At 61.8% G+C, this 24783-nt stretch carries 24 protein-coding genes and 2 pseudogenes; 9 read left to right on the plus strand and 17 right to left on the minus strand.

Annotated features, from left to right (window positions below):
• Positions 1-19: 19 nt before the first annotated feature.
• Positions 20-505, minus strand: coding sequence for a flavin reductase family protein (locus AB3G88_RS10530; protein ID WP_003173304.1), 486 nt, complete (start codon positions 503-505; stop codon positions 20-22).
• A gap of 321 nt (positions 506-826) precedes the next feature.
• Between AB3G88_RS10530 and AB3G88_RS10535 the strand changes: the two genes are divergently transcribed.
• Entirely contained in the window at positions 827-2227 is a 1401-nt protein-coding gene (locus AB3G88_RS10535; protein ID WP_480453930.1) for a purine-cytosine permease family protein, read from the plus strand.
• A 127-nt stretch (positions 2228-2354) separates the two neighbouring features.
• On the opposite strand, the gene AB3G88_RS10540 is transcribed toward AB3G88_RS10535, so the two are convergent.
• The 5 genes from AB3G88_RS10540 to ribBA form a co-directional block, all read right to left on the minus strand.
• Positions 2355-3509 carry an ABC transporter ATP-binding protein gene (locus AB3G88_RS10540; protein WP_480453931.1) on the minus strand — a complete coding sequence of 385 codons (1155 nt, stop codon included), beginning with the start codon at positions 3507-3509 and terminating at the stop codon, positions 2355-2357.
• A gap of 17 nt (positions 3510-3526) precedes the next feature.
• Complete coding sequence (locus tag AB3G88_RS10545; protein WP_112194730.1) at positions 3527-4336, minus strand: ABC transporter permease; 810 nt, start codon at positions 4334-4336, stop codon at positions 3527-3529.
• A 6-nt stretch (positions 4337-4342) separates the two neighbouring features.
• Positions 4343-5260, minus strand: a complete 918-nt coding sequence (locus AB3G88_RS10550) for an ABC transporter permease (protein ID WP_099584566.1) — start codon at positions 5258-5260, stop codon at positions 4343-4345.
• Positions 5257-6282 (minus strand): ABC transporter substrate-binding protein, encoded by a 1026-nt coding sequence (locus AB3G88_RS10555; RefSeq protein ID WP_480453933.1) that lies wholly within the window; start codon positions 6280-6282, stop codon positions 5257-5259. Before AB3G88_RS10555 ends, AB3G88_RS10550 begins: the two co-directional genes overlap by 4 nt.
• Positions 6283-6446: 164 nt before the next feature.
• The gene (gene ribBA, locus AB3G88_RS10560) at positions 6447-7556 is read right to left on the minus strand and encodes a bifunctional 3,4-dihydroxy-2-butanone-4-phosphate synthase/GTP cyclohydrolase II (protein WP_480453935.1); all 1110 of its coding nucleotides are present in this window, start codon (positions 7554-7556) and stop codon (positions 6447-6449) included.
• A gap of 69 nt (positions 7557-7625) precedes the next feature.
• On the opposite strand from ribBA, the gene AB3G88_RS10565 reads away from it, so the two are divergent.
• Entirely contained in the window at positions 7626-7919 is a 294-nt protein-coding gene (locus AB3G88_RS10565) for a DUF1330 domain-containing protein (RefSeq protein WP_158876342.1), read from the plus strand.
• A gap of 140 nt (positions 7920-8059) precedes the next feature.
• Here AB3G88_RS10565 and AB3G88_RS10570 read toward each other — a convergent pair whose 3' ends face one another.
• From AB3G88_RS10570 to AB3G88_RS10595, 6 genes are all read right to left on the minus strand, one after another.
• Positions 8060-8623, minus strand: a complete 564-nt coding sequence (locus AB3G88_RS10570) for an NUDIX hydrolase (RefSeq protein ID WP_099584570.1) — start codon at positions 8621-8623, stop codon at positions 8060-8062.
• Positions 8624-8625: 2 nt separating this feature from the next.
• Entirely contained in the window at positions 8626-9378 is a 753-nt protein-coding gene (locus tag AB3G88_RS10575) for a GntR family transcriptional regulator (RefSeq protein WP_099584571.1), read from the minus strand.
• Positions 9379-9510: 132 nt separating this feature from the next.
• Positions 9511-9996, minus strand: coding sequence for a flavin reductase family protein (locus AB3G88_RS10580; protein ID WP_099584572.1), 486 nt, complete (start codon positions 9994-9996; stop codon positions 9511-9513).
• A 12-nt stretch (positions 9997-10008) separates the two neighbouring features.
• Positions 10009-11490 carry an aldehyde dehydrogenase gene (locus tag AB3G88_RS10585; protein ID WP_099584573.1) on the minus strand — a complete coding sequence of 494 codons (1482 nt, stop codon included), beginning with the start codon at positions 11488-11490 and terminating at the stop codon, positions 10009-10011.
• Positions 11487-12320 (minus strand): alpha/beta fold hydrolase, encoded by an 834-nt coding sequence (locus AB3G88_RS10590; protein ID WP_112194743.1) that lies wholly within the window; start codon positions 12318-12320, stop codon positions 11487-11489. The genes AB3G88_RS10585 and AB3G88_RS10590 overlap by 4 nt, the downstream gene beginning before the upstream one ends.
• Before the next feature lie 42 nt (positions 12321-12362).
• Complete coding sequence (locus AB3G88_RS10595; protein WP_158876346.1) at positions 12363-12953, minus strand: amino acid synthesis family protein; 591 nt, start codon at positions 12951-12953, stop codon at positions 12363-12365.
• A 136-nt stretch (positions 12954-13089) separates the two neighbouring features.
• Between AB3G88_RS10595 and ltnD the strand changes: the two genes are divergently transcribed.
• The 5 genes from ltnD to otnI all read left to right on the plus strand — a co-directional run bounded on the left by ltnD (position 13090) and on the right by otnI (position 18403).
• Entirely contained in the window at positions 13090-14100 is a 1011-nt protein-coding gene (ltnD, locus tag AB3G88_RS10600) for an L-threonate dehydrogenase (RefSeq protein ID WP_112194744.1), read from the plus strand.
• Between the two features lie 10 nt (positions 14101-14110).
• A complete protein-coding gene (gene otnK, locus AB3G88_RS10605) occupies positions 14111-15403 on the plus strand; it encodes a 3-oxo-tetronate kinase (protein WP_480453939.1) in 1293 nt (430 codons plus the stop codon).
• Positions 15400-16044, plus strand: coding sequence for a 3-oxo-tetronate 4-phosphate decarboxylase (otnC, locus tag AB3G88_RS10610; protein ID WP_099584578.1), 645 nt, complete (start codon positions 15400-15402; stop codon positions 16042-16044). The genes otnK and otnC overlap by 4 nt, the downstream gene beginning before the upstream one ends.
• A gap of 97 nt (positions 16045-16141) precedes the next feature.
• Positions 16142-17602 (plus strand): GntT/GntP/DsdX family permease, encoded by a 1461-nt coding sequence (locus tag AB3G88_RS10615; RefSeq protein ID WP_099584579.1) that lies wholly within the window; start codon positions 16142-16144, stop codon positions 17600-17602.
• Between the two features lie 15 nt (positions 17603-17617).
• Positions 17618-18403, plus strand: coding sequence for a 2-oxo-tetronate isomerase (otnI, locus tag AB3G88_RS10620; RefSeq protein ID WP_112194752.1), 786 nt, complete (start codon positions 17618-17620; stop codon positions 18401-18403).
• A 55-nt stretch (positions 18404-18458) separates the two neighbouring features.
• Here the strand turns inward: otnI and AB3G88_RS10625 are convergent, their stop codons facing one another.
• From AB3G88_RS10625 to AB3G88_RS10640, 4 genes and pseudogenes are all read right to left on the minus strand, one after another.
• A complete protein-coding gene (locus AB3G88_RS10625) occupies positions 18459-19280 on the minus strand; it encodes a DeoR/GlpR family DNA-binding transcription regulator (RefSeq protein WP_112194754.1) in 822 nt (273 codons plus the stop codon).
• 91 nt (positions 19281-19371) lie between these two features.
• Positions 19372-19887 (minus strand): annotated as a pseudogene (locus AB3G88_RS10630) (methyl-accepting chemotaxis protein); the annotation flags it as partial.
• Positions 19888-20235: 348 nt separating this feature from the next.
• Positions 20236-21315, minus strand: a pseudogene (locus AB3G88_RS10635) (HAMP domain-containing protein); the annotation flags it as partial.
• Positions 21316-21458: 143 nt separating this feature from the next.
• The gene (locus AB3G88_RS10640) at positions 21459-22349 is read right to left on the minus strand and encodes a bestrophin family protein (protein ID WP_099584583.1); all 891 of its coding nucleotides are present in this window, start codon (positions 22347-22349) and stop codon (positions 21459-21461) included.
• Between the two features lie 256 nt (positions 22350-22605).
• On the opposite strand from AB3G88_RS10640, the gene AB3G88_RS10645 reads away from it, so the two are divergent.
• Both AB3G88_RS10645 and AB3G88_RS10650 read left to right on the plus strand, forming a co-directional pair.
• Entirely contained in the window at positions 22606-23442 is an 837-nt protein-coding gene (locus AB3G88_RS10645; RefSeq protein WP_480453941.1) for a hypothetical protein, read from the plus strand.
• A 26-nt stretch (positions 23443-23468) separates the two neighbouring features.
• A complete protein-coding gene (locus AB3G88_RS10650) occupies positions 23469-24497 on the plus strand; it encodes a GGDEF domain-containing protein (protein WP_177411525.1) in 1029 nt (342 codons plus the stop codon).
• Here the strand turns inward: AB3G88_RS10650 and AB3G88_RS10655 are convergent.
• A complete protein-coding gene (locus AB3G88_RS10655) occupies positions 24484-24783 on the minus strand; it encodes an ArsR/SmtB family transcription factor (RefSeq protein ID WP_099584600.1) in 300 nt (99 codons plus the stop codon). The genes AB3G88_RS10650 and AB3G88_RS10655 overlap by 14 nt on opposite strands.

Genomic DNA, 24783 nt, shown 5'->3' on the forward strand with positions numbered 1-24783 from the left:
TACCGGGTTTGCTGGGAGGTCAGGCAGGCACGGGCAGGGCGCCCATTTTGCCGTGGCAATAGACCAAGGGCCCGTTGGCCTGTTCCGGCACGATCAGGTTCTTCACCGAGCCGACCATGATCGCGTGGTCGCCGCCTTCATATTCACGCCACAGCTCGCACTCGATCACCGCCGTGGCATTCGCCAGGATCGGGTTGCCCAGCGCGCTGAGCGTCCATTCGATGCCTTGGGCCTTGTCTTTGCCCTTGCGCGCAAACGCATAGGCTTCGCTTTGCTGGCCGCCCGACAGGACGTGGATGGCAAAGCGCTTGTTCTTGATCAGAATGGGGTAGGAGTCGGAGCTGTAATTGGGGCAGAACAGCACCAGGGCCGGGTCCATGGACAAGGAACTGAAGGCGCTGGCGGTGAGGCCGACGATCTGGCCGTCGTCATCAAGCGTGGTAATCACGGTGACCCCGGACGGAAATGAACCCATCACTTGTTTGTAGATGGCGGCATCGATCATGTGACGGTCCTCTGGCGGTGGAGCGGTTTTTATTAATTTCTAGGTATGATGGTATACCGTAATACACAGCTTGCAAGCGCTTTTTTAAACCCCCGATAAACGTCTTGTTCTGGCGAAATATCCAATGAATGCTGGGGTTCAGGCTGAAATTTAAGGGATTCAAGGCGACAGGGAACCGGATCAGTTGCAGGTACAAACAGCGGATCAGTCTTGTGGAAATGTTGGAATACCATAATATGGTGTTCATCCGAGAGGGCCGAAGAGCTCCCCCCGGTATGGCGTCAAACAACTATAAGATCAGACAAACGCGAGTTCATTTCCATGCCCCAGATGTCCCGGCAAGACCCCCTGATCGAGCATCACACGGTCGATTACGTCCCTCTCGCAGAGCGCCACGGAAAGGCCCGCGACCTGTTCACTTTATGGTTCAGCACCAACATCGCGCCGCTGCCCATCGTCACCGGCGCCATGGTCGCCCAGGTATTCCACCTCAATCTGGCCTGGGGACTGCTGGCAATTGCCCTCGGGCACCTGCTCGGCGGTGTCGTGATAGCCCTTGCCTCGGCACAGGGCCCGCGCATGGGCATTCCGCAGATGGTGCAGAGCCGTGGCCAGTTCGGCCGCTACGGCGCCTTGCTGATTGTGTTCTTCGCTGCACTGATCTACATCGGCTTCTTTATTTCCAACATCGTGCTGGCTGGCAAATCCATCGTCGGCATCGTGCCGTCGGTGCCGGTGCCGGCGAGCATCCTGATCGGCGCCCTCAGCGCCACCGCCATCGGCGTGATCGGCTACCGCTTTATCCACACCTTGAACCGTATCGGCACCTGGGTGATGGGCAGCGCATTGCTCGCCGGGTTTGCCTACATCTTTGCCCATGACCTACCGGCGGATTTCCTGAGCCGTGGCGGCTTCAACGCGGCTGGCTGGTTGGCCACCGTGTCGCTGGGGGTGATCTGGCAGATCAGCTTTTCGCCCTATACCAGCGACTACTCGCGTTACCTGCCGGCGGACATCGGAATTACCCGGCCTTTCATTGCGACCTACCTGGGCGCCACCCTCGGCACGATCCTGTCCTTCGCCTTTGGCCTGGTTGCCGCACTCGCCACGCCCGAGGGCACCGAAGCCATGGTAGCGGTCAAGCAGGCCACCGGTTGGCTGGGGCCGATCCTGATGGTGCTGTTTTTGCTCAATATCATCAGCCACAACGCCTTGAATCTGTACGGCGCGGTGCTGTCGATCGTCACTTCGATCCAGACCTTCGCCAGCCACTGGACTCCCAGTATCAAAGTGCGCGTGGTGCTGTCGGGCGTGATCCTCGCCGGCTGTTGCGTGGTGGCGTTGGGCGCGTCGGCGGATTTCATCTCGCAGTTCATCGGCCTGATCCTCGCGCTGTTGCTGGTACTGGTGCCGTGGGCGTCGATCAACCTGATCGACTTCTACGTCATCAAGCGCGGCGTCTATGACATCGCTTCGATCTTCCAGGCTGATGGCGGCGTGTATGGGCGCTTTAACCTGCATGCGATCGTGGCGTACTTCATCGGCATCATCGTGCAGTTGCCGTTTGCCAATACGTCGCTGTACGTGGGGCCGTGGGCCAACCTGGTGGAAGGCGCGGACCTGTCGTGGCTGGTGGGTTTGGTGGTGACGTGTCCGTTGTTTTACTGCCTGGCGACACGTCAACACACCCGCAAGGCCAAGGCGGTCTACCGACTGTCATAACCCTGTGGCGAGGGGCGCCAGCGCCGGGATTCTCGTCTGGATGTGGGAGGGGGCTTGCCCCCTCCCACATTTGATTTGCGTTGTTTTTGAGCAGATAGGCAATCGTCATTGGCCCCACAACCGTGACTCAATGCGCGCCAGCGGCCTTGTTCAGGTCGCTTTCGGCCCACTCGGTATACACACACGCATCCGCCGTCGCCCAGCGCACACGCACCGGGTCGCCGGCCTTGAGCGGCATACCCGCAGCCGATAGCGCCTTGACCGTCATCGACGTGCCGCCCAGGGTGCGCACGGTGCAGGTCTGGCTTTCGCCGAGAAACAACACTTCCCCGACGATGGCCGACACTTCATTCCAGCCCGCCGCCAGCGGTTGCTCGGCGGCCTGTTCGACACTCAGCGCCAGGGCTTTTTCCGGGCGTACCATCAGCAGCACGTCCTGTTCGGTGCGCAACCCGGTGGTCAGGCGGATCGACAGGGATTGGCCTTCGAACGACGCCACTGCGTTGCCCTGGGCCTTGAGCTTGAGGAAGTTGGAGTTGCCGAGGAACGACGCCACGAACGCGTTCGGCGGGTTCTGGTACAGGTCGAAGCCGCTGCCCAGGCCGACGATCTTGCCGTGGCTGAAAATCGCGATGCGCTGGGACAGGCGCATGGCTTCTTCCTGGTCGTGGGTCACGTAGACGATGGTGATGCCCAGGCGCCGGTGCAGCTGGCGCAGTTCGTCCTGCAGGTCTTCACGCAGCTTTTTGTCGAGGGCGCCGAGGGGTTCGTCCATCAGCAGGATGCGCGGTTCGTACACCAGCGCGCGGGCGATGGCGACTCGTTGCTGTTGGCCACCGGACAGTTGCGAAGGGCGGCGATGTGCGAACTGCTCAAGCTGCACCAGCTTGAGCATGGCGTCGACACGCTTTTCGCGCTCGGCGCTGGCCAGTTTGCGGATCGCCAGGGGGAAGGCGATGTTGTCGCGCACCGACAAATGCGGGAACAGCGAGTAGCGCTGGAACACCATGCCGATGTCGCGCTTGTGCGGCGGCACGTTGACCAGCGATTGGCCGCTGACCAGGATCTCGCCGCTGCTCGGCGTTTCGAAACCGGCGAGCATCGACAGGGTGGTGCTTTTGCCAGAGCCGCTGGAGCCGAGGAAGGTGAGGAATTCGCCGTCCTGGATGTCCAGCGAGATGTTGTCCACGGCAGCAAATTCGCCGTAGAACTTGTTCAGGTTGCGCAGGCTCACCAGGCTTTGGCCAAGTGTTTGTACGGGGTCTTTGATCACTGCACTCATGTCTTAATCCTCGGCGCTCAAGCGCGGGTTTCGGTGCGCCGGCGGACGGCGGCGGCAATCACCATGACCAGCACCGAGAGGCCGATCAGCAGCGTCGAGGCGACGGCGATCACAGGCGTCAGGTCCTGGCGCAGGGTGGTCCACATTTTTACGGGAAGGGTTTGCAGGGTCGGGCTGGCCATCATCACGCTGAGCACCACTTCGTCCCATGAGACCAGGAACGCGAACAGTGCACCGGCGACCATCCCAGGGCGAATTGCCGGGAACGTCACCTTGAACACGGCCTGCAAGCGCGAGGCGCCGCAGATCACCGCCGCGTCTTCAATCGACTGGTCGAACAGCTTCAGCGAGTTGATGATCGAGATGATGGTAAACGGCAGCGCAACGATCACATGGCTGACCACAAAGGCGAACATCGTGCCGGTGTAGCCCAGCTTGAGGAACAGCGCATACACCGCCACGGCGATGATCACCAGCGGCACGATCATCGGCAGGGTGAACAGGCCGTAAAGCAACTCGCGGCCGGGGAAGCGCCCGCGCACCAGGGCAAATGCGGTGGGCAGGCCCAGGGCGACGGCGAACACCGTGGTCAACACCGCGACCTTGAGGCTGGCCATGGCGGCGTTCATCCAATCGGGGTTGGAAAAGAATTGGCCGTACCATTTGAGCGTCCAGCCGGGCGGCGGGAACACCAGCCATTGCGATGAGCCGAACGACAGCAGCACGATAAACACGATCGGCAGCAGCAGGAACAGGCCGATCAACCCGGTGGTGGTGTAGAGGCCCAAGCGCATCCTGCGGCTCATGGCGTTGGGGGTCAGGAGCATGACAGCTTACCTCGCGTTGCTGGCGCCAACCGGGGATTCCGGTTGAAGCTTCAGGTAGAAGTAGAACAACACCAGCGTGATGAAGATCAGCAACGCGGCGCCGGCACTGGCCAGGCCCCAATTGAGGAACGACTGCACCTGCTGAATGATGAACTCGGGCAGCATCATGTTCTGCGCACCGCCGAGCAGCGCCGGGGTGACGTAGTAACCGAGAGACATCACGAACACCATCAGCCCGCCGGAGAACAACCCCGGCCGGCACAGCGGCAGGAAGACACGGAAGAAGTTGGTCCACGGGCTCGCGCCGCAGATCGAGCCGGCCTGCAGGATCATCGGGTCGATGGCCTGCATGGTCGCCTGCAACGGCAGCACGATGAACGGGATCATGATGTAGCTCATGCCGATCACCACGCCGGTGAGGTTATGCACCATCTCCAATGGCTGATCGATGATGCCCATGGCCATCAACGCCTTGTTGATTACCCCGGAGGCTTGCAGCAACACCAGCCAGGAATAGGTGCGGGCCAACAGGCTGGTCCACATCGACAGCAGCACAATGCTCAGCATCCAGCGCCCCCAACCACGCGGCACCAGTGTGATTGCCCAGGCCAGCGGAAAGCCCAGTAGCAGGCTGAACAAGGTCACCAGTCCCGCCACCGAAAAGGTATTGAGCAACACCCGGGCATAGGCCGAGTTGGCGAACAGCTGTTCATAGTTGCCCAGGCCCGGCACCGGCTCCAGCACGCCGCGCAGCAGCAGGCCGATCAGCGGCGCGAGGAAGAACAGGCCGAGAAACAGCAGGGCCGGGATCAGGTTGCTCGATCCGCGCCAGCGCTGTGCCAGGGACGGCGAGGGTGTCTTGGCCGGTACCGCACCGGCAGCGCCGAGGGCGCTCCCGGTCGGTGTGGTTGCCGTCATTTTCATTTGACTAGCCATTCATTCCACCGTGTCGCAATGGCCGGGCCGTTCTTGGCCCAGTAGGCGAAATCGAGGGTGATCTGGTCCTTGGCATACGCCGTCGGCAGGTTGGGTGCGAGGACTGAATCCAGGCGCTGCACGCTGTCGATGTTCACCGGCGCATAGGCGGTCAGGTTGGAAAAATCCGCCTGGCCCTTGGCGCTGCTGGCATTGGCCAGGAATTTCATCGCTGCCGCTTTTTTTTTCGAACCTTTAGGCACAACGAGAATGTCGGCCATCACCAGGTTTTGCTTCCAGCTCACGCCGACCGGTGCACCGTCTTCCTGCAGGGCGTGGATACGGCCGTTCCAGAACTGCCCCATGCTGACTTCGCCGGAGGCCAGCAGTTGTTGCGACTGCGCGCCGCCGCCCCACCAGACGATGTCTTTCTTGATGGTGTCGAGTTTCTTGAAGGCTCGGTCCAGGTCCAGAGGGTAGAGCTTGTCGGCGGGTACACCGTCGGCCAGCAGCGCCAGTTCGAGCACGCCAGGGCTTGGCCATTTGTAGAGGGCGCGTTTGCCGGGGTAGGTCTTGGTGTCGAACAGCGCGGTCCAATCCTGGGGTTTGCCCGCGCCGAGCTTGCCTTCGTTGTAGCCAAGCACGAAGGAGAAGAAGAACGAACCGACGCCGTGGTCGGAGACGAAGCGCGGGTCGATCTTGTCGCGCTGGATCACCGAGAAGTCCAGCGGTTCGAGCAGGCCTTCGGCGGCGGCGCGCAAGGCGAAGTCGGCCTCCACATCCACCACGTCCCACTGCACGTTGCCGCTCTCGACCATGGCTTTGAGTTTGCCGTAGTCGGTGGGGCCATCCTGCACGACGGTGATACCGCTGGCCTTGCTGAACGGGTCAGCCCACGCCTGCTTCTGCGCATCCTGGGTGCTACCGCCCCAGCTCACGAAATTGACGCTTTCGGCCGCCAGCGCGACGTGGCTGGTCACGCTCAGTAGTCCCGCAAACAGCGCTGCGGTTGCACCTTTGTTCAACACCATTTTTACGCCCTCATTGTTGTGTTTATGAGCGGGGCTTTGGATGCCCGCCTATCGGGAGCAGTCGGTGTGGATGACGTTATAAAGGTCATCCAACCTATGGAATATCATATTATGGTATTCCAAACTTTGCGCAAGCACTTTGCCATACCGGCTATCTGGCCGGGTCATGAAACGAAGGGAATACTTTCCACTACTTCGAGGTCGTAACCGGTCAAGCCTGCGTATTTCAAAGGTGGGCCCAGGTGGCGCAACTTGCCCACCCCGAGGTCCTGCAAAATTTGCGCTCCGGTGCCGACTTCCGAGTAAATGCGCGACTGCGACCGGCTGAACTGGCGCGGCGCCTGGGTCAGTTGCGGTACGCGTTCCAACAGGGCCTGGGACGACTCATGATTGGCCAGCACCACCACCACGCCGCTGCCTTCGGCCGCCACGCGTTGCAAGGCAGCCCACAGCGTCCAGTTTGACGGTCCGCTGTAGTCGGCACCGACCAGGTCGCGCAGCGGGTCGATCACATGCACGCGCACCAGTGCAGGTGTATCGCGGTGCAACTGGCCCATGACCATCGCCATGTGCACGCCGCCGTCGATACGGTCTTCAAAGGTGATCAGGCGGAAGGTGCCGTGCACCGTGGGCAGGTCGCGCTCACCGATGCGCACCACGGTGCGTTCGGTGCTGAGGCGGTAGTGGATCAGGTCGGCGATGGTGCCGATCTTGATGCCATGTTTGCGTGCGAAGACTTCCAGCTCCGGACGGCGGGCCATGGTGCCGTCGTCGTTCATTACTTCGACGATCACCGAGGCCGGCGCGTGCCCAGCCAGGCGCGCCAGGTCGCAACCGGCTTCGGTATGCCCGGCGCGAGTCAGCACGCCGCCATCCTTGGCGCGCAACGGGAAGATATGCCCCGGCTGCACGATGTCGGTCGGTCCGGCATTGATGTCCACGGCCGCTGCCACAGTGCGTGCGCGGTCGGCGGCGGAGATGCCGGTGGTCACGCCCGTGGCGGCTTCGATGGACACGGTAAACGCGGTGCTGAACACGCTGCCATTGCTCGGCACCATTTGCTCAAGGCCCAGGCGCTGACAGTGCTCGTCGGTGAGTGTCAGGCAGATCAGGCCGCGGGCTTCACGGGCCATGAAGCTGATAGTCTCGGCGGTGCAGCAGGCGGCGGACAGCAACAGGTCACCCTCGTTTTCCCGGTCTTCGTCGTCCACCAGAAGCACCATCTTGCCTTGGCGGTAGTCTTCGATGATGTCTGCAATGCTGTTGAAGGCCATGTGAAATGCTCGACTTGTTGGTTGTATGTATTATGGTATACCACAAATTCTAAACAAGAGGATGTCACGATGAAGGCCTATTGGATCGCCCATGTGGATGTGTCTGATGCAGAGCAGTACACGCAATACACCCAGCGCGCGCCGGCGGCGTTTGCGAAGTTCGGCGGGCGGTTTCTGGCCAGGGGCGGGCGCAGTGAGGCGCTGGAAGGCGCGCCGGCACGGCAGCGTAATGTGGTGATCGAGTTTGATAGCTACGAGCAGGCGGTGGCGTGTTATGAGTCTGCCGAGTATCAGCAAGCCAAGGCGCACCGTGAGGGCGCGGGGGTGGCGCAGATCATTATTGTGGAAGGCTTGGCACCCTAGTTATCAAGCCAAATAGTGGTCCAAATGTGGGAGGGGGCTTGCCCCCGATAGCAGTGTGTCAGCCAATGAATAAGGTGGCTGAACCACCGCCATCGGGGGCAAGCCCCCTCGCACATTTTGATTCGTGTTTGGCCTTGAGGTCAGCGAATGAAGTGAATCTTGCCGCTGTCGTCGTTGCCGATATAAATGCCATACACCCCAGCCTGCCGCTCCTCGATATACCGCTCGAGGATCTGCCGGATCGCCGGGTAGTAGATGCTGTCCCAGGGAATGTCCTCGGGTGCGAAGAATTTATAGTCCAGCGTCTCTGGCCCGAACTGCCCGGTGATCTCCAGCGCAATCGCACGGAAGATGATGTACACCTCGCTGATCTTCGGCACGCTGAAGATGGAGTAGGGCGAGACGATCTCGGCGCGTACGCCGCTTTCTTCCCACACCTCGCGCAATGCCGCCTGCTCGGTGGTTTCGCCACCTTCCATGAAGCCTGCGGGCAAGGTCCAGGTGCCGGGGCGCGGGGGAATAGCCCGTTGGCACAGCAGGTACTTGCCGTCCTGCTCGATGATGCAGCCGGCGATGATCTTGGGATTGATGTAATGGATATAGCCGCAGCCCCGGCACATCAGGCGCTCATGGGTATCGCCCGGTGGCAGTTGGTGACCGAGGTCACTGCCGCCGCAGGTCGGGCAAAAGCGCGGGCTGGGCACGGTCAGCGGCCTATGCGCGGTTCTTTGAGCGCGATCGGCAGGGTGATTTCCGGCGTCTTGCCGGTCTCTTCCTGTTTGCGCTTGAGGTAATCCAGAGCCACGGCGGCGGCGGCGCGCACGTGATCGACACACGCTTGGTGGGCCGCGAGCGGGTCGCCGCTCTTGATCGCCTGGACCATGCGTTCCATTTCCTGGTTGCTGGTGCCGCGACGGTTTTCCTGGGACACGGAGGTGGCACGCAGGTAGCTGATGCGGGCCTGCAACTGGCGCAATTGGGTAGCGGCCACGTGGTTGCCGGAGCCTTCGAGCAGCACGTCATAGAAGCCCTGGACCGAGTCGATGACCTGTTGCAGTTCACCGTCCTTGAGGGCCTTGCGGTTTTCTTCCAGGGCTTTTTCCAGGGCCTTGATGTCCTTGGCCTTGGCGCGCAGGGTGAACAGCTGCACGATCAAGCCTTCGAGCACGCAACGCAGTTCATAGATGTCGACGGCGTCGGCCAGGGTGATGATTGCCACTTGCGGGCCCTTGGCATCGGCGAACTCCACCAGGCCTTCGGACTCCAGGTGACGCAAGGCTTCGCGTACCGAGGTACGGCTGACGCCGAGGCGGTCGCACAGGTCGCGCTCCACCAGGCGGTCACCGGGCAGCAACTGGAAGTTCATGATGGCGCTGCGCAGTTTTTCCAACACGATTTCGCGCAGGGTGACCGGGTTGTGATTGACCTTGAAGCTGTCGTCGAGGGGCGCGCGTTTCATGGGGTTAGCTCTGAATGTGGCGGTTGACTGGAGGCCTCGGCCGGCCGGGGGCCGATTGAGGGCCGAAAATCGTGCCCAAGTTTATCATGCTGCGTTCTTTAAGCGACAAACCCTCACGGCCCCCTGGGCGCCTCACGCCAGCGTCGGCAATGGGCCCAGCTTGCCCTTGTGGTAGATCATCGGCGTGACCGGTTCGGCGGGCAGGATCAGGTTCTTCACCGCGCCGACGATGATCGCGTGGTCACCGCCATCGTATTCGCGCCACAACTCGCACTCGATGATCGCCGTGGCCTTGGCCAGCAGCGGGTTGCCCAGTTCGCTCAGGTGCCACTCGATGCCCTTGGCCTTTTCCTTGCCCTTGCTGGCAAAGGCGTAGGCTTCGGCGGTCTGGTCGGCAGACAAAAGGTGGATCGCAAACCGCTTGCTGTCGCGCAGGATCGGGTAGGTGTCCGACGCATAGTTGGGGCAGAACAGCACCAGCGCCGGGTCAATCGACAGCGCGCTGAACGCGCTGGCGGTAATGCCGACGATACCGCCGTCCGGGTCGAGGGTGGTGACCACCGTGACGCCGGAGGGGAAGGAGCTCATCACGTCTTTATAAATGCCGGGTTCGATCATGGTCGTGGACTCTTAACGCATCACAAAAGGATCAGGCATGGGCGCCTGGGAGAGGTTGATCCACACCGTCTTCAGCTCGGTGTAGGCCAGTACCGAATCAATGCCGCTTTCGCGCCCGTAGCCGCTGTTCTTGAAACCGCCGATGGGCGCCATCGCCGACACCGCACGGTAGGTGTTGACCCAGATGATCCCCGAACGCACGTCCCGCGCCAGGCGATGGGCGCGGCCCAGGTCACGGGTCCAGATACCGGCGGCGAGGCCGAACTGCGAGTCGTTGGCGATGGCCAGAGCTTCGGCTTCATCCTTGAAACGGATGACTGAGGCCACTGGGCCGAACACTTCTTCCTGCATGATTTTCATCGAATTGCGGTCGCACTCGAACAGCGTTGGCTCATAGAACCAACCTTCGCCGAGGTTCTGTGGGCGCTTGCCGCCGGTGCGCAGGCGCGCGCCTTCGGCGATGGCATCGGCGACCAGGCCTTCGACCACGGCCAGTTGCTGCGCGGTGGCCATGGGGCCCATTTCGCTGGCGTCGTCCTGGGGGTTGCCAATGCGGATGCGCTGGGCGCGTGCCACCAGGCGGTCGACGAATTCGTCGTAGATTTCAGCTTGCACCAGCAGGCGCGAGCCGGACACGCAGCTTTGCCCGGACGCCGCGTAGATGCCGGCAATCGCGCCATTGATGGCGCTGTCCAGATCAGCATCGGCAAAGATGATGTTCGGCGACTTGCCGCCCAATTCCAGGGACAGCTTGGCGAAGTTCTCGGCGCTGCTGCGCACCACATGCCGCGCCGTGGCCGCGCCGCCGGTAAAGGCGATCTTGCGCACCAGCGGATGGCGGGTGAGGGCGGCGCCGGTGCTCGGGCCGTAACCGGTGACCACGTTGACCACACCCGGTGGGATCCCGGCTTCCAGCGCCAGGCGTGCCAGTTCGAGAATGGTCGCCGAGGCGTGTTCCGACGGTTTGATCACAATGGTGTTGCCCGCCGCCAGGGCCGGTGCGAGCTTGATCGCGGTGAGGTACAGCGGGCTGTTCCACGGAATGATCGCGGCAACCACGCCCATGGCTTCGTGCACGGTGTAGGCGAACAGGTCGGGTTTATCCAGCGGCAGGGTGCCGCCTTCAAGCTTGTCGGCCAGGCCTGCGGTGTAGTGGAAAAACTCTGGCAGGTAGCTGACCTGGCCACGGGTCTCGCGGATCAGCTTGCCGTTGTCGCGGCTTTCCAGCTGGGCCAGTCGCTCTGTGTTTGCGGCGATCAGGTCACCCAGGCGACGCAGCAGTTTGCCCCGTGCGGTGGCGGTGAGGCCGCGCCAGGCCGGGCTGTCGAAAGCGGTTTGGGCGGCCTGTACGGCGCGCTCCACATCCGCTTCGTCGGCGTCGGGCAATTGCGCCCAAGGCTCGGCCAGCGCCGGGTTGAGGCTGTCAAAGGTCTTGCCGGACAGGGCATCGACCCATTCACCGCCGATGCACATCTGGAAGCGTTCAAGCGTCATGCCACGATCCCCTTTATCGGGTGTTGTTGGGAGTGTGCCGTTTCAAGAAACCCCAGCAGCAGCTGGTTGACCAGGCGCGGCGATTCTACCGGCATCATATGCCGTTGCTCGGGCAGTACCGCAACGGTCGCGCCGGGAATGCGCTCGGCCAGTTGCCGGGCCATCTGCGGCGTGGAGCCGGGGTCCAGCTCACCGGTGGCGACCAGGGTCGGCGCCTGGATGCTGCCCAGGTCGTCGGCGCGGTACATGTCCTGGGTCGCAAACAGTTCATAGGTGGTGAGGTAGCCCTGGGGATCGTTGCCCGCCAGGGTTTCGCGCAGCGCAGCAATCTGCGCCGGGTTGGCCGCCTGGTATTCGCGGCTGAACCAGCGCGACAGCGCCGCTTCGGCATTCGCATCCGGGCCGTGTTCGGCGGCCTGAGCGGTGCGGGCGATCACGCCTTCGCGCTGTTCGGGGCTGCGGTTGAACACACTGTTGAGCACCACCAGGCCTTGCAGGCGTTGCGGGTAATGCAGCGCAAAGGCACGCGCTACCAGGCCGCCCATGGAAAAGCCGATCACCGTGGCCTTGGGCAGTTGCAGGTGGTCGAGCAGTTCCAGCAACTGGTCGGCGTAACCGAGCAGCGGCGTGCCGGCGGCCGGGCGCGGGCTGGCGCCGTGGCCGAGCATGTCGTAGCTGATCACGCGGTAATTCGTGGCCAGGCCAACCACCTGGCCGCCCCACATTTCTTTATTCAGGCCCACGCCGTGGATCAAAACCACAGGCTGGCCTTGGCCGGTCGCCAGGTAACTGGTGCCAGCCGGTGTGTGTTCAGCGGTGAGCCGAATCATGGAGCGCTCCTGCATGCTTTTTGTTGTGGTGGCCGGCCGTGCTTACTGGGCGTTTTCCGCCGCCAGTTCTTCCAGGTCGATGTAGCGATTGCCGATGCGCGGGTGCAGGCGGCCGCCGTCGGCACAACCCAGGACCACGACGATTTCGTCGGCACGCGGTGAGTCTTCGATCTGCATTTCCAGGGTGATGTAGTGCGAACGCAGGCCTTCGTCGTCCTTGTGCATCATTGGCACCTGGATCGAGGTGCCTGGGCCGCCGCGCTTGTTGGTGAAGCTCAGGTAGCTCTTGGCCTTGACCGCTTCACGGTAGTGGTTGCCAAAGCGCAGGGTGTGGATGATCGCGCTGGCGTGTTCGATCTCGCCGTCGGCACCGACCACGGCGGCCTTGCCATAGGCTTCGATCTTTTCAGCGCCGCCGATGATGCTCACCAGACGCTCGACCATCTGGGCACCGAGGTCGGAGCAGTTGGCGCGGATCTCAGGCTTGAGGTCTTCCACGAAACCGCGACCGAGCCAGGGGTTTTTCAGTACGACGGCAAGGCCGACCATTTTTACCGGAGTGTCGGAGGCTTTGCCGCCTTCGATAAAGGTCTCTTCTACATAGCTGACGATCTTGCGGATTTCGAAACTCATGAGCGGCTCCATCAGGTGTGGGGGAGGATTTCGTATGATGGTATACCATAATACGCAAAGCACAAGTGGCGAAAATGAGGTGAGGCGACAAAGGGCGGGTGTGAGATTTAATCGAGTCGATGTTAAAAAATGTTAGATGGAAAAAATACTTCACATAATCCGTTCATTGGTGGATGATCGATCACAATTCCAACGCGGCTCGCCGGTGTGGTGTCAGCCGCCGTTTTCCCCTGGAGTACCCATGAATAATAAGAATGTCGGTGTGATCGGTTTGGGCGCGATGGGGCTGGGCATTGCCCGCTCGCTGCTGCGCGCCGGGTTCAATGTGCATGCCTGTGATGTGCGTGAGGCAGTCACCCAACAGTTCGCCGGCGAAGGCGGAGTGGCGTGCACATCGCCCGCACACATGGCGGACACGTGCGATGTGATCATCACGGTGGTGGTCAACGCCGAACAGACCGAGACCGTGTTGTTTGGTGAAGGCGGTGCCGTGGCGGCGTTGCGGCCAGACAGCCTGTTGATCGGCTGTGCCACCGTGGCGCCGACCTACGCCGTAGAACTGGGCCAGCGCCTGGGCGAACACGGCCTGCTGTACCTGGATGCGCCGATTTCCGGCGGAGCGGCCAAAGCCGCCGCCGGCGAAATGACCATGATGACGTCCGGCCCGCAGGCCGCCTATGCCAAGGCCGAAGCGGTACTCGCGGGCATGGCCGGCAAGGTCTATCGCCTGGGCGATGTCCACGGGCTGGGCTCCAAGGTCAAGATCATCAACCAATTGCTCGCCGGGGTGCACATCGCCGCATCCGCCGAAGCCATGGCCCTGGGCCTGCGCGAAGGGGTCGACGCCGATGCCTTGTATGAGGTGATCACTCACAGCGCCGGCAATTCGTGGATGTTCGAGAACCGCGTGCCGCACATTCTCAAGGCCGACTACACGCCTCTGTCGGCCGTGGACATTTTCGTCAAGGACCTGGGCCTGGTGCTGGATACCGCCCGTGCGAGCAAGTTTCCACTGCCGCTGTCGGCCACGGCGCACCAGATGTTCATGCAGGCCTCCAGCGCCGGTTTCGGCCGCGAGGACGATTCGGCGGTGATCAAGATTTTCCCTGGCATCGATCTGCCGACCGCCAAGCCCGAATCTGTGTGAGGACCGCTCCATGACTAACCCCACCGCACGCCCGTTGCTGGGCTGCATCGCCGACGATTTCACCGGCGCCACCGACCTTGCCAACATGCTGGTGCGCGGCGGTATGCGTACGGTGCAGAGCATTGGCATTCCCAGCCGCGAAGTCGCCGATGGGCTGGATGCCGATGCCATCGTCATCGCGCTCAAGTCGCGCACCACGCCTGCTGTCGAGGCCGTCGAAGAATCACTGGCCGCGTTGGAGTGGCTGCGCGGGCAGGGTTGTGAGCAGATTTTCTTCAAGTACTGCTCCACCTTTGATTCCACCGCCGCCGGCAATATCGGCCATGTCAGCGAGGCGTTGCTCAAGGCGCTGGGCAGTGACTTCACGCTGGCCTGCCCGGCCTTCCCGGAAAACGGCCGGACAATTTTTCGTGGCCACTTGTTTGTGCAGGACCAGTTGCTCAGCGAATCGGGCATGCAGCACCACCCGTTGACGCCCATGGGCGACGCGAACCTGGTGCGGGTGCTGCAACAGCAGACGCAATTACCGGTGGGGTTGCTGCGCTACGACGCGGTCGCCGCGGGTGTCGACGCTACACGCCAGAAGATTGCCGAGCTGCGCGAGCAGGGGGTGGGCATCGCCATCGCTGACGCGCTGTCGGACCAGGATCTCTACACATTGGGCAGTGCCTGCGCCGACTTGCCGTTGCTGACGGGCGGCTCGGGCCTGGCGTTGGGCCTGCCGGGCAATTTTCGACGCGCCGGTAAACTGCGTGATTTGGATGTCAGCGCATTGCCCACGGTCGGCGGCGGCGAAGTGGTGCTGGCAGGCAGTGCGTCGGTAGCGACCCTCGGCCAGGTGGCCGCGTGGTGCGAAGCCGGTCGCCCGGCGTTGCGCATTGACCCCGTCGCCCTGGCCGCGGGTGAGCCTGTGGTCGCACAGGCGCTGGCCTTTGCCCGTGACAGTTCACAAACGGTGTTGATCTACGCCACCAGCACCCCTTCCGAGGTCAAGGCGGTGCAGCAACAACTCGGCGTCGAACGCGCCGGGGCGCTGGTAGAGGAGGCGTTGGGCGAGATTGCTGCCGGCCTGCGCGAGCAAGGTGTGCGGCGCTTCGTGGTGGCGGGCGGCGAGACCTCCGGCGCCGTGGTCCAGGCGCTTGGCGTCAACCTGTTGCAGATCGGTGCGCAGATCGACCCCGGCGTGCCGGCCACGCTCAGCAGCTCCGCCGAACCGCTGGCGCTGGCGCTGAAGTCGGGCAACTTCGGTGGCCGCGACTTCTTTGCCAAAGCCCTCGCGCACCTGGCCGGAGATGCCCAATGAGCGGCATCGACGAGCAGGCCCAGCGCGAAGAAATCTGCGACGTCGGCCGCAGCCTTTATCAGCGCGGCTACACCGTCGGCAGCGCCGGCAATATCAGCGCGCGCCTCGACGATGGTTGGCTGATTACCCCTACCGACGTCTGCCTCGGCCGTCTTGAGCCGGCGGCAATTGCCAAGGTCAACCTGCAAGGCGAGTGGGTGTCCGGGGATAAACCTTCGAAGACCCTGGCCCTGCATCGGCAGGTGTATGACCGCAATCCTTCGGTGGGCGGCGTGGTGCATACCCATTCCACCCATCTGGTGGCGCTGACCCTCGCCGGTGTCTGGCGCGACGACGATATCCTGCCGCCGCTCACGCCCTACCAAGTGATGAAGGTCGGGCACATTCCATTGATCGGCTATCAACGCCCTGGCTCGCCCAAGGTCGCCGAGCAAGTGGCGCAACTGGCCAACAGTGTGCGCGGAGTGATGCTCGAACGCCTCGGACCGGTGGTCTGGGAAAGCTCAGTGGCCAGGGCCAGCTATGCCCTGGAAGAGTTGGAAGAAACCGCCAGGCTCTGGTTGATGAGCAACCCTCGGCCCGCGCCGATGGATCAAGCGGCATTGGATGAACTGCGCGAGACGTTCGGCGCGCACTGGTAACCCGTAGACCGACACTGCAAGCCTCCAGCGAGACCCGCCTGCGGATTTCGACGGGGCCGGCTTGCGCCAAAAAACAATAACAACAGGACATTTTCGAATGAGCCCACTGATTTTGATGTTGACTGCCGGCGCGGGTATTGCGCTGCTGCTATTCCTGGTCCTCAAGTACAAATTCCAGCCGTTTGTCGCGCTGATGCTGGTGAGTATCGTGGTGGCGCTGGTGGCCGGGGTGAAACCGGCCGACCTGGTGGCGACCATCGAAGGCGGCATGGGCAAGACCCTCGGTCATATCGCGATCATCATCGCCCTGGGCGCGATGATCGGGCGGATCATCGAGCTTTCCGGTGGCGCCGAGGCCCTGGCCAAGTCGCTGATCGAGCGATTCGGCAACAGCCGCACGCCATTGGCGCTGACCATCGCCGGGTTCATCATCGGCGTGCCGGTGTTCTTTGAGGTCGGGGTGATTATCCTGATGCCGCTGGCCTACGGCGTGGCGCGCCGGGCGCGCAAACCGCTGCTGATGTTCGCCTTGCCGATGTGTGCGGCGCTGCTGACGGTGCATGCATTCCTGCCGCCCCATCCAGGCGCCGTGGCGGCGGCCAGTCAGTTGGGGGCGGATTTGGGTCGGGTGCTGATGTTCGGCCTGCCGATCACTGCATTGCTCTGCTACGTCGGCTATCGCGTGGCGGGGCGCATGACCCGCCGCTTTTACCCGATGACCGACGATATTCGTGCCGAAGTCTATGGCCCCCACGTCACCAATGACGATTTGAAGGCCTGGACCCACGGCAACGACAAAGCGGTGCAGCAGGCTGGCGTTGCCGAGTCCCACATGGGCCTGGAAGAGTCCACCAGCGCCATCGTCGCCAAGTTGCCAGCGGCCCCGGCGCCGGGTTTCGGCCTGATTGTGAGCCTGATTCTGCTGCCGATCGTCCTGATCCTGTTGGGCACCCTGGCCACCTCGCTGCTGCCGGTTGAATCGGTGCTGCGTGGGGTGATGACCGTGCTTGGTGCGCCGTTGGTGGCGCTGTTGATTGATACCTTGCTGTGCGCCTGGCTGCTGGGCTCACGTCGGGGCTGGAGCCGCACCCAGGTCTCGGACGTGATCGGCTCGGCGCTGCCGGGCGTGGCCATGGTGATCCTGATCGCCGGTGCCGGCGGGGTGTTCGGCAAAGTGCTGGTGGACACCGGGATCGGCGCCGTGGTCTCCGACATGCTGCGCACCACCGGCCTGCCGGTGCTGGCCCTGGGCTTTTTGCTGACCATGCTGCTGCGGGCGGTGCAAGGTTCCACCACCGTTGCCCTGGTGACCACGGCCGGTATCATCAGCCCGCTGATCGCCACCCTCAACCTCACGCCCAACCACCTGGCGCTGCTGTGCCTGGCGATGGGTGGTGGCGGGCTGGCCATGTCCCATATCAACGATGCCGGCTACTGGATCTTCACCAAGCTTGCCGGGCTTAATGTGGCCGACGGGTTGCGCACATGGACGGTGATCACGACGTTGCTCGGCACCTTGGGTTTCCTGATTACCCTGCTGATCTGGCCTTTTGTCTGACTCCTGGGAGTTTTTATGCCTCGTTTTGCTGCCAACCTGAGCATGCTGTATCCGCAACACGACTTTCTTGAGCGCTTCGCCGCGGCCAAGGCCGATGGTTTTGATGCGGTGGAATACCTGTTCCCCTACGACTACGACGCGCAGGTGCTCAGGCAGCGCCTGAGCGATAACGGACTGGAACAGGCCTTGTTCAACGCGCCACCGGGCGACTGGGCCGCAGGGGAGCGGGGCATCGCCAGCCTGCCGGGGCGCGAGGCCGAGTTTCGCAGCGGCTTCGACCGCGCCCTTGCGTACGCCGCCGTGCTCGGTAACAGCCGCGTGCATGTCATGGCGGGGTTGCTGCCGTCGGAAAACCTGCGCCAGCGCCATCACGCCGTGTACCTGGAAAACCTTGCCTACGCCAGCGCCGCGGCGGCGCAGGTTGGCGTAACGGTATTGCTGGAGCCGATCAACACCCGCGACATGCCGGGGTTCTTCCTCAACCGCCAGGACCAGGCCCACGCCATCTGCCGGGAAGTCGGTGCGAGCAACCTCAAGGTGCAGTTCGACTGCTACCACTGCCAGATCGTCGAAGGTGATATAGCCACCAAACTGCGCCGCGACTTCGCCGGCATTGGCCATATCCAGATTGCCGGCGTGCCGGACCGCCACGAGCCGGACCTGGGCGAGCTGAACTACCCGTACTTGTTCGACCTGATGGACCAGTTGGGCTACGACGGCTGGGTCGGTTGCGAATACCGGCCAAAGGGCGACACCTCGGCAGGCTTGCAATGGTTGCGGGACTGGAAAACTGCTCAATAGTCGACGAGCCGTTCTGCCTGCCAACAGCGCTCAAATGTGGGAGGGGGCTAGGGCATCACTCCGGCAACGGATCACCCGGCAGCATCAGTTCAATCCCACGCTTGCGGATGCCGTCTGCCGCAGCCGGGGCCAGGTCGTCGTCGCTGATGATCACGTCGAACGGTTCCAGCCCGGCGATGCGGTACATGCTGAACGTGCCGTACTTGGAACTGCTCGCCACCAGCACTACCTGAGCCGCTGACTGCATTGCCACTTGCTTGACCTCGACCTTCAGCGCCGAGGGGGTGGTGATGCCTCGGTGCAGGTCCCACGAACTGGTGGACACAAACGCGATATCCGTCACCACCTGGCGCAACGTCGCCACGGCCAGCCCACCGACGGAGGAGTGGTTATCGTGATCCAGTTGGCCGCCAGTGTGGATCACGGTCACCTGTGTCGCATCCATCAGCGCCTGCACGATTCCGAAGTCGTTGGTCACCACCGTCATGCCCGACAGCGCCTTGATATACGGCACGATTTCCAGGGTGCTGGTGCCGGCGTCCAGGTACACGGTCATGTCCGCGTGCAGCAACCGCGCGGCCAACCTTGCCATCGCCTGCTTTTGCGGTAATTCCACCACGGCTTTGGATTGATGGCTTGGTTCGCTGTGCAACTGGCTGGCGATCCTGACCCCGCCGGTAACGGAATACGCCCGACCTTCCTGCTCCAACAGCGCGATGTCACGGCGCACGGTCATGTGCGAGCAGTCGAACATTTCCATCAACTGGTGCACGCTCATCACCTGATGCTTGCGCAATTGCCGCAGGATTTGCTCGCGGCGCTGCTCGGGAATCATCGGTGGGCTGCTGTCGGGGGCAGTGTCCTTGGGGGTGGGCATTGAGGCTCCGGAGTGGCTGGGCAAAGGGCGGGTAATACGTGGCTATAGTAGCCAATACACGCCCACCCAAGCGACCCCGGGCTGAGAAAGCTTAAAACTTGAAGCGCCCCACAAGGCCTTTGAGCTGACCGGAAATATCCGTCAAACGACCTGACCCGGTCTGCGCCGAATGGGCGAAGCCTTCAACCAACTGCGCATCGGCATGGATCTGCGCGATGTGTCGGTTGATCTCTTCGGCCACCTGGTGCTGTTCTTCGGCGGCCGTGGCGATCTGGGTGTTCTGGTCGCGGATCGAGTCCACCGAGCCACGGATCTTGTCGAAGCTGTCGCGGGCTTGCTGGATGCGTTCCACGCTGGTGTGGGACACCAGCAGGCTGCCTTGCATCTGCTGCGTGACTTCCTGGGTGCGGCGGGCGAGGTTGCCCAGCAGGCTGTCGATTTCGCCGGTGGAGTCAGCCGTGCGACGCGCCAGGGCGCGGACTTCGTCGGCAACCACGGCGAAGCCACGGCCCTGGTCACCGGCACGTGCGGCTTCAATCGCGGCGTTGAGTGCCAGCAGGTTGGTCTGCTCGGCAATCGAGCGGATGGTGTCGAGGATGGTGTTGATGTTCTGGCTGTCCTGCTCCAGCAACTGCATGGTCTGGGTCGACTTCTGCAGGTCTTCGCTGAGCTTGAGCACGCTGCCGGTGGCTTCGCCGATGTGTTGCTGGCCGGTGTACACATCGCGGTAGCCTTCGTCGGCACTGGTGGCTGCGGCGCTGCAAGAGCGTGCCACTTCGTTGGCGGTGGCGACCATTTCGTTGAACGCAGTGCTCACCAGTTCCACCGCTTCACGCTGGCGACCGGCGGCCTGGTTCATGTTGTTGGCCACTTCACTGGTGTCGGCGGCGGCGGTTTGCAAGTCGGATGACGCGTTACCGATGCGCTGCACCAGTTGCGCAATCATGCTCAGGAACTGGTTGAACCAGCCCGCCAGGCTGGCGGTTTCGTCCTTGCCCTGCACCTTGAGTTGGCGCGTGAGATCGCCTTCGCCTTCGGCGATTTCTTGCAGGCCGTCGGCCACGCCACGGATCGGACGCACGATGACGCTGGCGAAACTGGCGCCGACAATCGCAAAGACCACCGCCAGCGCGGCGGCAATTGCGGCGATCAGCCAAGTCAGGCTGGTGGCGCCGGCCATCACTTCGTCGCGCTTGATCAGGCCGATAAAGCGCCAGCCCAGGTCTTTGGAACTGACCACGTTGGCCATGTAGGCCACGCCGTCGATGTCGATCTGGGTCACGCCGTCGCCGCGCTTGGACAGTTCCGCGTAGTTGGGGCCGAGGTCCGCCAGGGGCTTGAAGTTGTGCTTGGCATCGCTGGGGTCCACCAGCACGTTGCCGTTGGCTTCCACCAGCATCAGGTAGCCGCTGTCGCCCAGCTTGATGTTGCGCACCAGTTCGGTGAGCTGCTTGAGCGACACGTCGAGGCCGACCACACCGAGGATGTTGCCGGTGGCGTCAGCGACGGTGTGCACGGTGCCGATCAGCACTACGTCATCCGGTGCCCAGTAGTAGGCGCCGGTGCGCACGGTAGCGCCAGGCGCGGCGATGGCCGCTTTGTACCAAGGGCGCACGCGGGGGTCGTAGTTGTTCAGTTTGGTGTCGTCCGGCCAGCTGGCGTAGCCGCCGTCGCTCAGTCCCAGGGACAGGTAAGCGGTGCTCGGATGGCTTTTGGCGAACTGGTCGAAGATATCCAGCAGTGCTTTATTCGTGGGTGTGAGGGGGATTTGCGCGGCGTCGGCGCCGGCGTAGCTCTTGAGGTCCTTGGCCGCGATAACACGCGGGTCCTTGGCCACAAAGTCGACGTTCTGGCTGATGCCGTCGAAAAACTGCTTCATGCCATTGTCGATCTGGCGGATCTCGCGCCCGCTGCTGTCGAGGAAATTGGCCTGGGCCCCCTCGCGCAGGTTCAACACTACCAACACGGCGACCAGGATGACGGGGACGCACGCGATAGCCGCGAACGCCCAGGTCAGCTTCTGCTTGATATTCATGACTTCACCTGCGGAGTATTTATAGTTTTGGCAAGGCAGTGGGTAGCGCTGAACGTCGCATGTGTTGTTATGAGGGGGTGTGGCCCATGCGTACCTCCGGTTTATCGACCGCGAAGTCACGCACTTTAGGGCCGCAGTGGTGATCAGCCGATTTGGTCGTCGGCCAGGGCGTCGCGTCGCATCGATTGCAGGTTCTTTTCGATGGTTTCGCAGATGGCTTCCATCTGGATCTGGTGTTCGCTGGAGCGGAACGGGCTTTGCAAATCGGTGCCGATGCGTTCGATGGCCAGCAGCATAAAGCCCACCACCGTAGACGCCAGCGGGGTGAACCAGCCCAGGGATTCAACCAGGCCCACCGGTACGATCAGGCAGAACAACGAGATAAACAGCCGTGGAAAATACACGTAAGGGTAGGGCAGTGGCGTGTTGGCGATACGCTCCATGCCGCCTTGGGCGTTGGACAGGTCCACCAGGGTCGACTCCAGCCGGGCCAGGCGAATGCTGTCCAGGTGCCCGGCCTTGTATTCCCGGGCCAGGATGGCCGCCGAGCCGGTGAGGATATCGTTGGCAAAGTTATTGGTGGCGCCGTTGCGGGCAAATTCCTCGGTGGGGATGAACGCCCGGACTTCATCCGGGCACGGCTCGCCTTTGAGGTGCGCGGCCAGGCAATTGACGTAGGCCACATGGCGGCGCAGCAGGGTGGATTTGACCGGGTTCACTTCGCTGCCGGGGTCGTCCAGCAGGGTCAGCACCTGGCGCGCAAAGCTGCGCGAGTTATTGACCATCGCGCCCCACAGCGTGCGGGCCTCCCACCAGCGGTTGTAGGCGCTGCTGTTGCGAAAGCTGATCAGCACAATCAGCGCCGAACCCAGCAGGGTAAGGGGCATCAGCGGCAGGTTGATCTTGGCATTGAGAAACAGCATGAAATCCACCGTGACGGCGATATCCCACAGCAACAGCCAGAACAGCGACCAGCCTACGTAACCCATGGTCTTGATGATCAGGCGGTACTTTTTGATGATGGCGGCTTTCAAACGACAACCTCGCGGTGAGCGGTAAGCAACAGTGCCTTAGCTCGGACGCCGGGTTGGGGGAAGGTTCGCTGGGCAACTGAAACGCTTAAGCCACTTCGGGATGTTGGAACAATTTTGGTAGCGACGATGTCCTTTTACTTAATCGCGATAGATTGCGTTCAAGGCAAAACGCCATTACCGGTACTGCATTGAGATCATAATCCAAGTTGTTTGATCAGGGCTCTTTCTCATGTGTGGCAGTTCGTTGAAGTTGGCGATGGAACATACGGCGCAAGCATTGGAGCGCCATGTGGAATTTGAAGCGTGCGTGCGTAATCATTACAAGATGTTGCTGGAGCCCTATTCAAAAAGAGCGTTTTTCTACAAGACAGCACTTAAGTTCAACCGTTTGATGGTGTCCTACACATTATTGAGCACCTATTTCTCCAAACCCGTGCCATTACTGTCGGAAGTAAAAGAATTCTGCGTGGCGCGCAGGTTCTGTTCGAAAAACAGCCTGGAATCCATATTCCTGCTGTTCAGGGCGCTGGGGTTCATGAAGGTGGCCGGGCATCCGGATGACAGCCGCTTGCGCGTGTTCAGGCCATCTTCCCAGGCGTGTGGGGAAATCCGGTTGATGCTGGCGTCCGTGGTGGAGCCGTTGGAGATGATGTGCGCCGACGCAGCTGTTTTGCGGGACTTGAGCGCGTTGGATGATCGTGCGTATCTCTCCCGTTATTTCAAAGGTTATTCGACGTTGCTCAATGAAAATTTGACGATTGATCTGTTACTGCCTGACTGTTATTGGCTGGTAAACCGCGATGCAGGACATATGTTGATGCTCGCAATTTATAACGACGCGTGTTCGCTTGATAACCAGGGCGCAAGTTTCAGGTCGTCGTCTTATCTTTCAATCGCCGAGCAGTTGTCGGTGTCTAAAACCCACGTTATTCGTCTGGTTCAAGAAGGTGCTGACCGGGGGTATTTCAAAATCCATTCCAAGACCATGCTTGAGGTACTGCCACCGTTTATTTATCTGGTAAGACGCTTTATGGCGTATTCGTTTGCAACTTGTTTGTTGAGTCTGCAAGCGAGTCAGGCCGACAGTCAGTAGGCTGCTTATTCGCAAGGAGTGAAGGGGTGCCAGCTATTTTGAAACTCAGGCCACGGATGCAAAGGCTATTGTCACCCGCGATCGCACAGGCCGAGCTTATCGGGATTATTGCGTGGGTTGGAGTGCTGATGGCTGATCACGCTAAGCTGCTGGGCGTGCAGGCCGTCATTGTCACCCTCTGTCTGATCGTTGTGTATCGGCTTCACCGACGCGTCACTCACTATTATTTGTGGCGGGCGCTGGGGGTGGTCTACATGGCGCTGTTGACGGCCGGGTTTACCTACGTTGTTCGCACCGACCTGCAGTTGCAGGTGTTTGCCTTGCCGCTGGCAGTGATCTTGGTGGCGTGCAGTGCAATTCTGTTTATCGCGGTCCAGGACTTTCTGGTGTGTGCGATCGTGGTGTGGTTAATGGCCTGGCCCCATATTCCGGTAGGTATTTACCAAGGCGTCGATATTTACTTGTTTATCTTTTGCGCGGCGTCCGTTTCGATTGGCTGCGTTCTTAATGTGTCCTACCTGAAAAACCTGCGTTCGGTGTTGCTGGTCGAGAGTGAGTTTCGGGTACTGGCTGAAACAGACTACCTGACCTCCATCCTGAATCGACGCGCCTTTATGGAGAGCTTCGCCGCGTTGCTTGCGGCAGGCGAGAGCGGCTATTTCATGATGTTGGACATTGACAGTTTCAAGTTGAAGAACGACCAGTTCGGTCACGATGTCGGCGACACCATCCTCTGCGCCATGGCCGGTTGCCTCAAATCGACGCCAGGCAGTCATAGCTTCGGCAGGATCGGCGGCGAGGAGTTCGGCGTGCTATTGGTGGGCGATGACCCTTCAGTCGCCAGTGATTTCGCGCTACGCCTGTTGCAGTCGATCCGCTGCAGTGTGGCCCCGCCTCACCACTACACCTGCAGCGCGGGCATGGCGCGCTTTTCGGCGGGGGCCGATATGTCGGCGGTACTTAAATGTGCCGACCGCAACCTGTATGCCTCCAAGCACAACGGCAAAGACCGCGTGTACCTGGACGGTGAGGCAATCAGCCTCAGCGCTGGCTGAGAACGCTGGCCAGCAATCCTGGAAACCGGCTTTCCAGCTCTTCAGCGCGCAACGAGTTCAGATGGGTCGTGCCCACGCTGCGGGTGTGCACCAGGCCGGCATCGCGCAGTACCCGGAAGTGGTGGGACATGCTCGACTTGGGGCGCCCACCGTCCAGTTCGCCACAGGTTGCCTCTGGCACGCCCGCCAGGTAGCGGACAATTTCCAGGCGCACCGGATCACTCAAGGCGTACAGCAGACGCTCTAAGGTCAGGTCTTGAAGGGTAGGGTGTTTGAAGGCTCGCAT

The sequence above is a fragment of the Pseudomonas arvensis genome, from assembly GCF_056688935.1.

Coding starts and splice junctions, on each gene's coding strand:
- AB3G88_RS10530 (WP_003173304.1), bottom strand. CDS start 505: ATGATCGATGCCGCCATCTACAAACAAGTGATGGGTTCATTTCCGTCC.
- AB3G88_RS10535 (WP_480453930.1), top strand. CDS start 827: ATGCCCCAGATGTCCCGGCAAGACCCCCTGATCGAGCATCACACGGTC.
- AB3G88_RS10540 (WP_480453931.1), bottom strand. CDS start 3,509: ATGAGTGCAGTGATCAAAGACCCCGTACAAACACTTGGCCAAAGCCTG.
- AB3G88_RS10545 (WP_112194730.1), bottom strand. CDS start 4,336: ATGCTCCTGACCCCCAACGCCATGAGCCGCAGGATGCGCTTGGGCCTC.
- AB3G88_RS10550 (WP_099584566.1), bottom strand. CDS start 5,260: ATGAAAATGACGGCAACCACACCGACCGGGAGCGCCCTCGGCGCTGCC.
- AB3G88_RS10555 (WP_480453933.1), bottom strand. CDS start 6,282: ATGGTGTTGAACAAAGGTGCAACCGCAGCGCTGTTTGCGGGACTACTG.
- ribBA (WP_480453935.1), bottom strand. CDS start 7,556: ATGGCCTTCAACAGCATTGCAGACATCATCGAAGACTACCGCCAAGGC.
- AB3G88_RS10565 (WP_158876342.1), top strand. CDS start 7,626: ATGAAGGCCTATTGGATCGCCCATGTGGATGTGTCTGATGCAGAGCAG.
- AB3G88_RS10575 (WP_099584571.1), bottom strand. CDS start 9,378: ATGAAACGCGCGCCCCTCGACGACAGCTTCAAGGTCAATCACAACCCG.
- AB3G88_RS10580 (WP_099584572.1), bottom strand. CDS start 9,996: ATGATCGAACCCGGCATTTATAAAGACGTGATGAGCTCCTTCCCCTCC.
- AB3G88_RS10585 (WP_099584573.1), bottom strand. CDS start 11,490: ATGACGCTTGAACGCTTCCAGATGTGCATCGGCGGTGAATGGGTCGAT.
- AB3G88_RS10590 (WP_112194743.1), bottom strand. CDS start 12,320: ATGATTCGGCTCACCGCTGAACACACACCGGCTGGCACCAGTTACCTG.
- AB3G88_RS10595 (WP_158876346.1), bottom strand. CDS start 12,953: ATGAGTTTCGAAATCCGCAAGATCGTCAGCTATGTAGAAGAGACCTTT.
- ltnD (WP_112194744.1), top strand. CDS start 13,090: ATGGAAAAAATACTTCACATAATCCGTTCATTGGTGGATGATCGATCA.
- otnK (WP_480453939.1), top strand. CDS start 14,111: ATGACTAACCCCACCGCACGCCCGTTGCTGGGCTGCATCGCCGACGAT.
- otnC (WP_099584578.1), top strand. CDS start 15,400: ATGAGCGGCATCGACGAGCAGGCCCAGCGCGAAGAAATCTGCGACGTC.
- AB3G88_RS10615 (WP_099584579.1), top strand. CDS start 16,142: ATGAGCCCACTGATTTTGATGTTGACTGCCGGCGCGGGTATTGCGCTG.
- otnI (WP_112194752.1), top strand. CDS start 17,618: ATGCCTCGTTTTGCTGCCAACCTGAGCATGCTGTATCCGCAACACGAC.
- AB3G88_RS10625 (WP_112194754.1), bottom strand. CDS start 19,280: ATGCCCACCCCCAAGGACACTGCCCCCGACAGCAGCCCACCGATGATT.
- AB3G88_RS10645 (WP_480453941.1), top strand. CDS start 22,606: ATGGAACATACGGCGCAAGCATTGGAGCGCCATGTGGAATTTGAAGCG.
- AB3G88_RS10655 (WP_099584600.1), bottom strand. CDS start 24,783: ATGCGAGCCTTCAAACACCCTACCCTTCAAGACCTGACCTTAGAGCGT.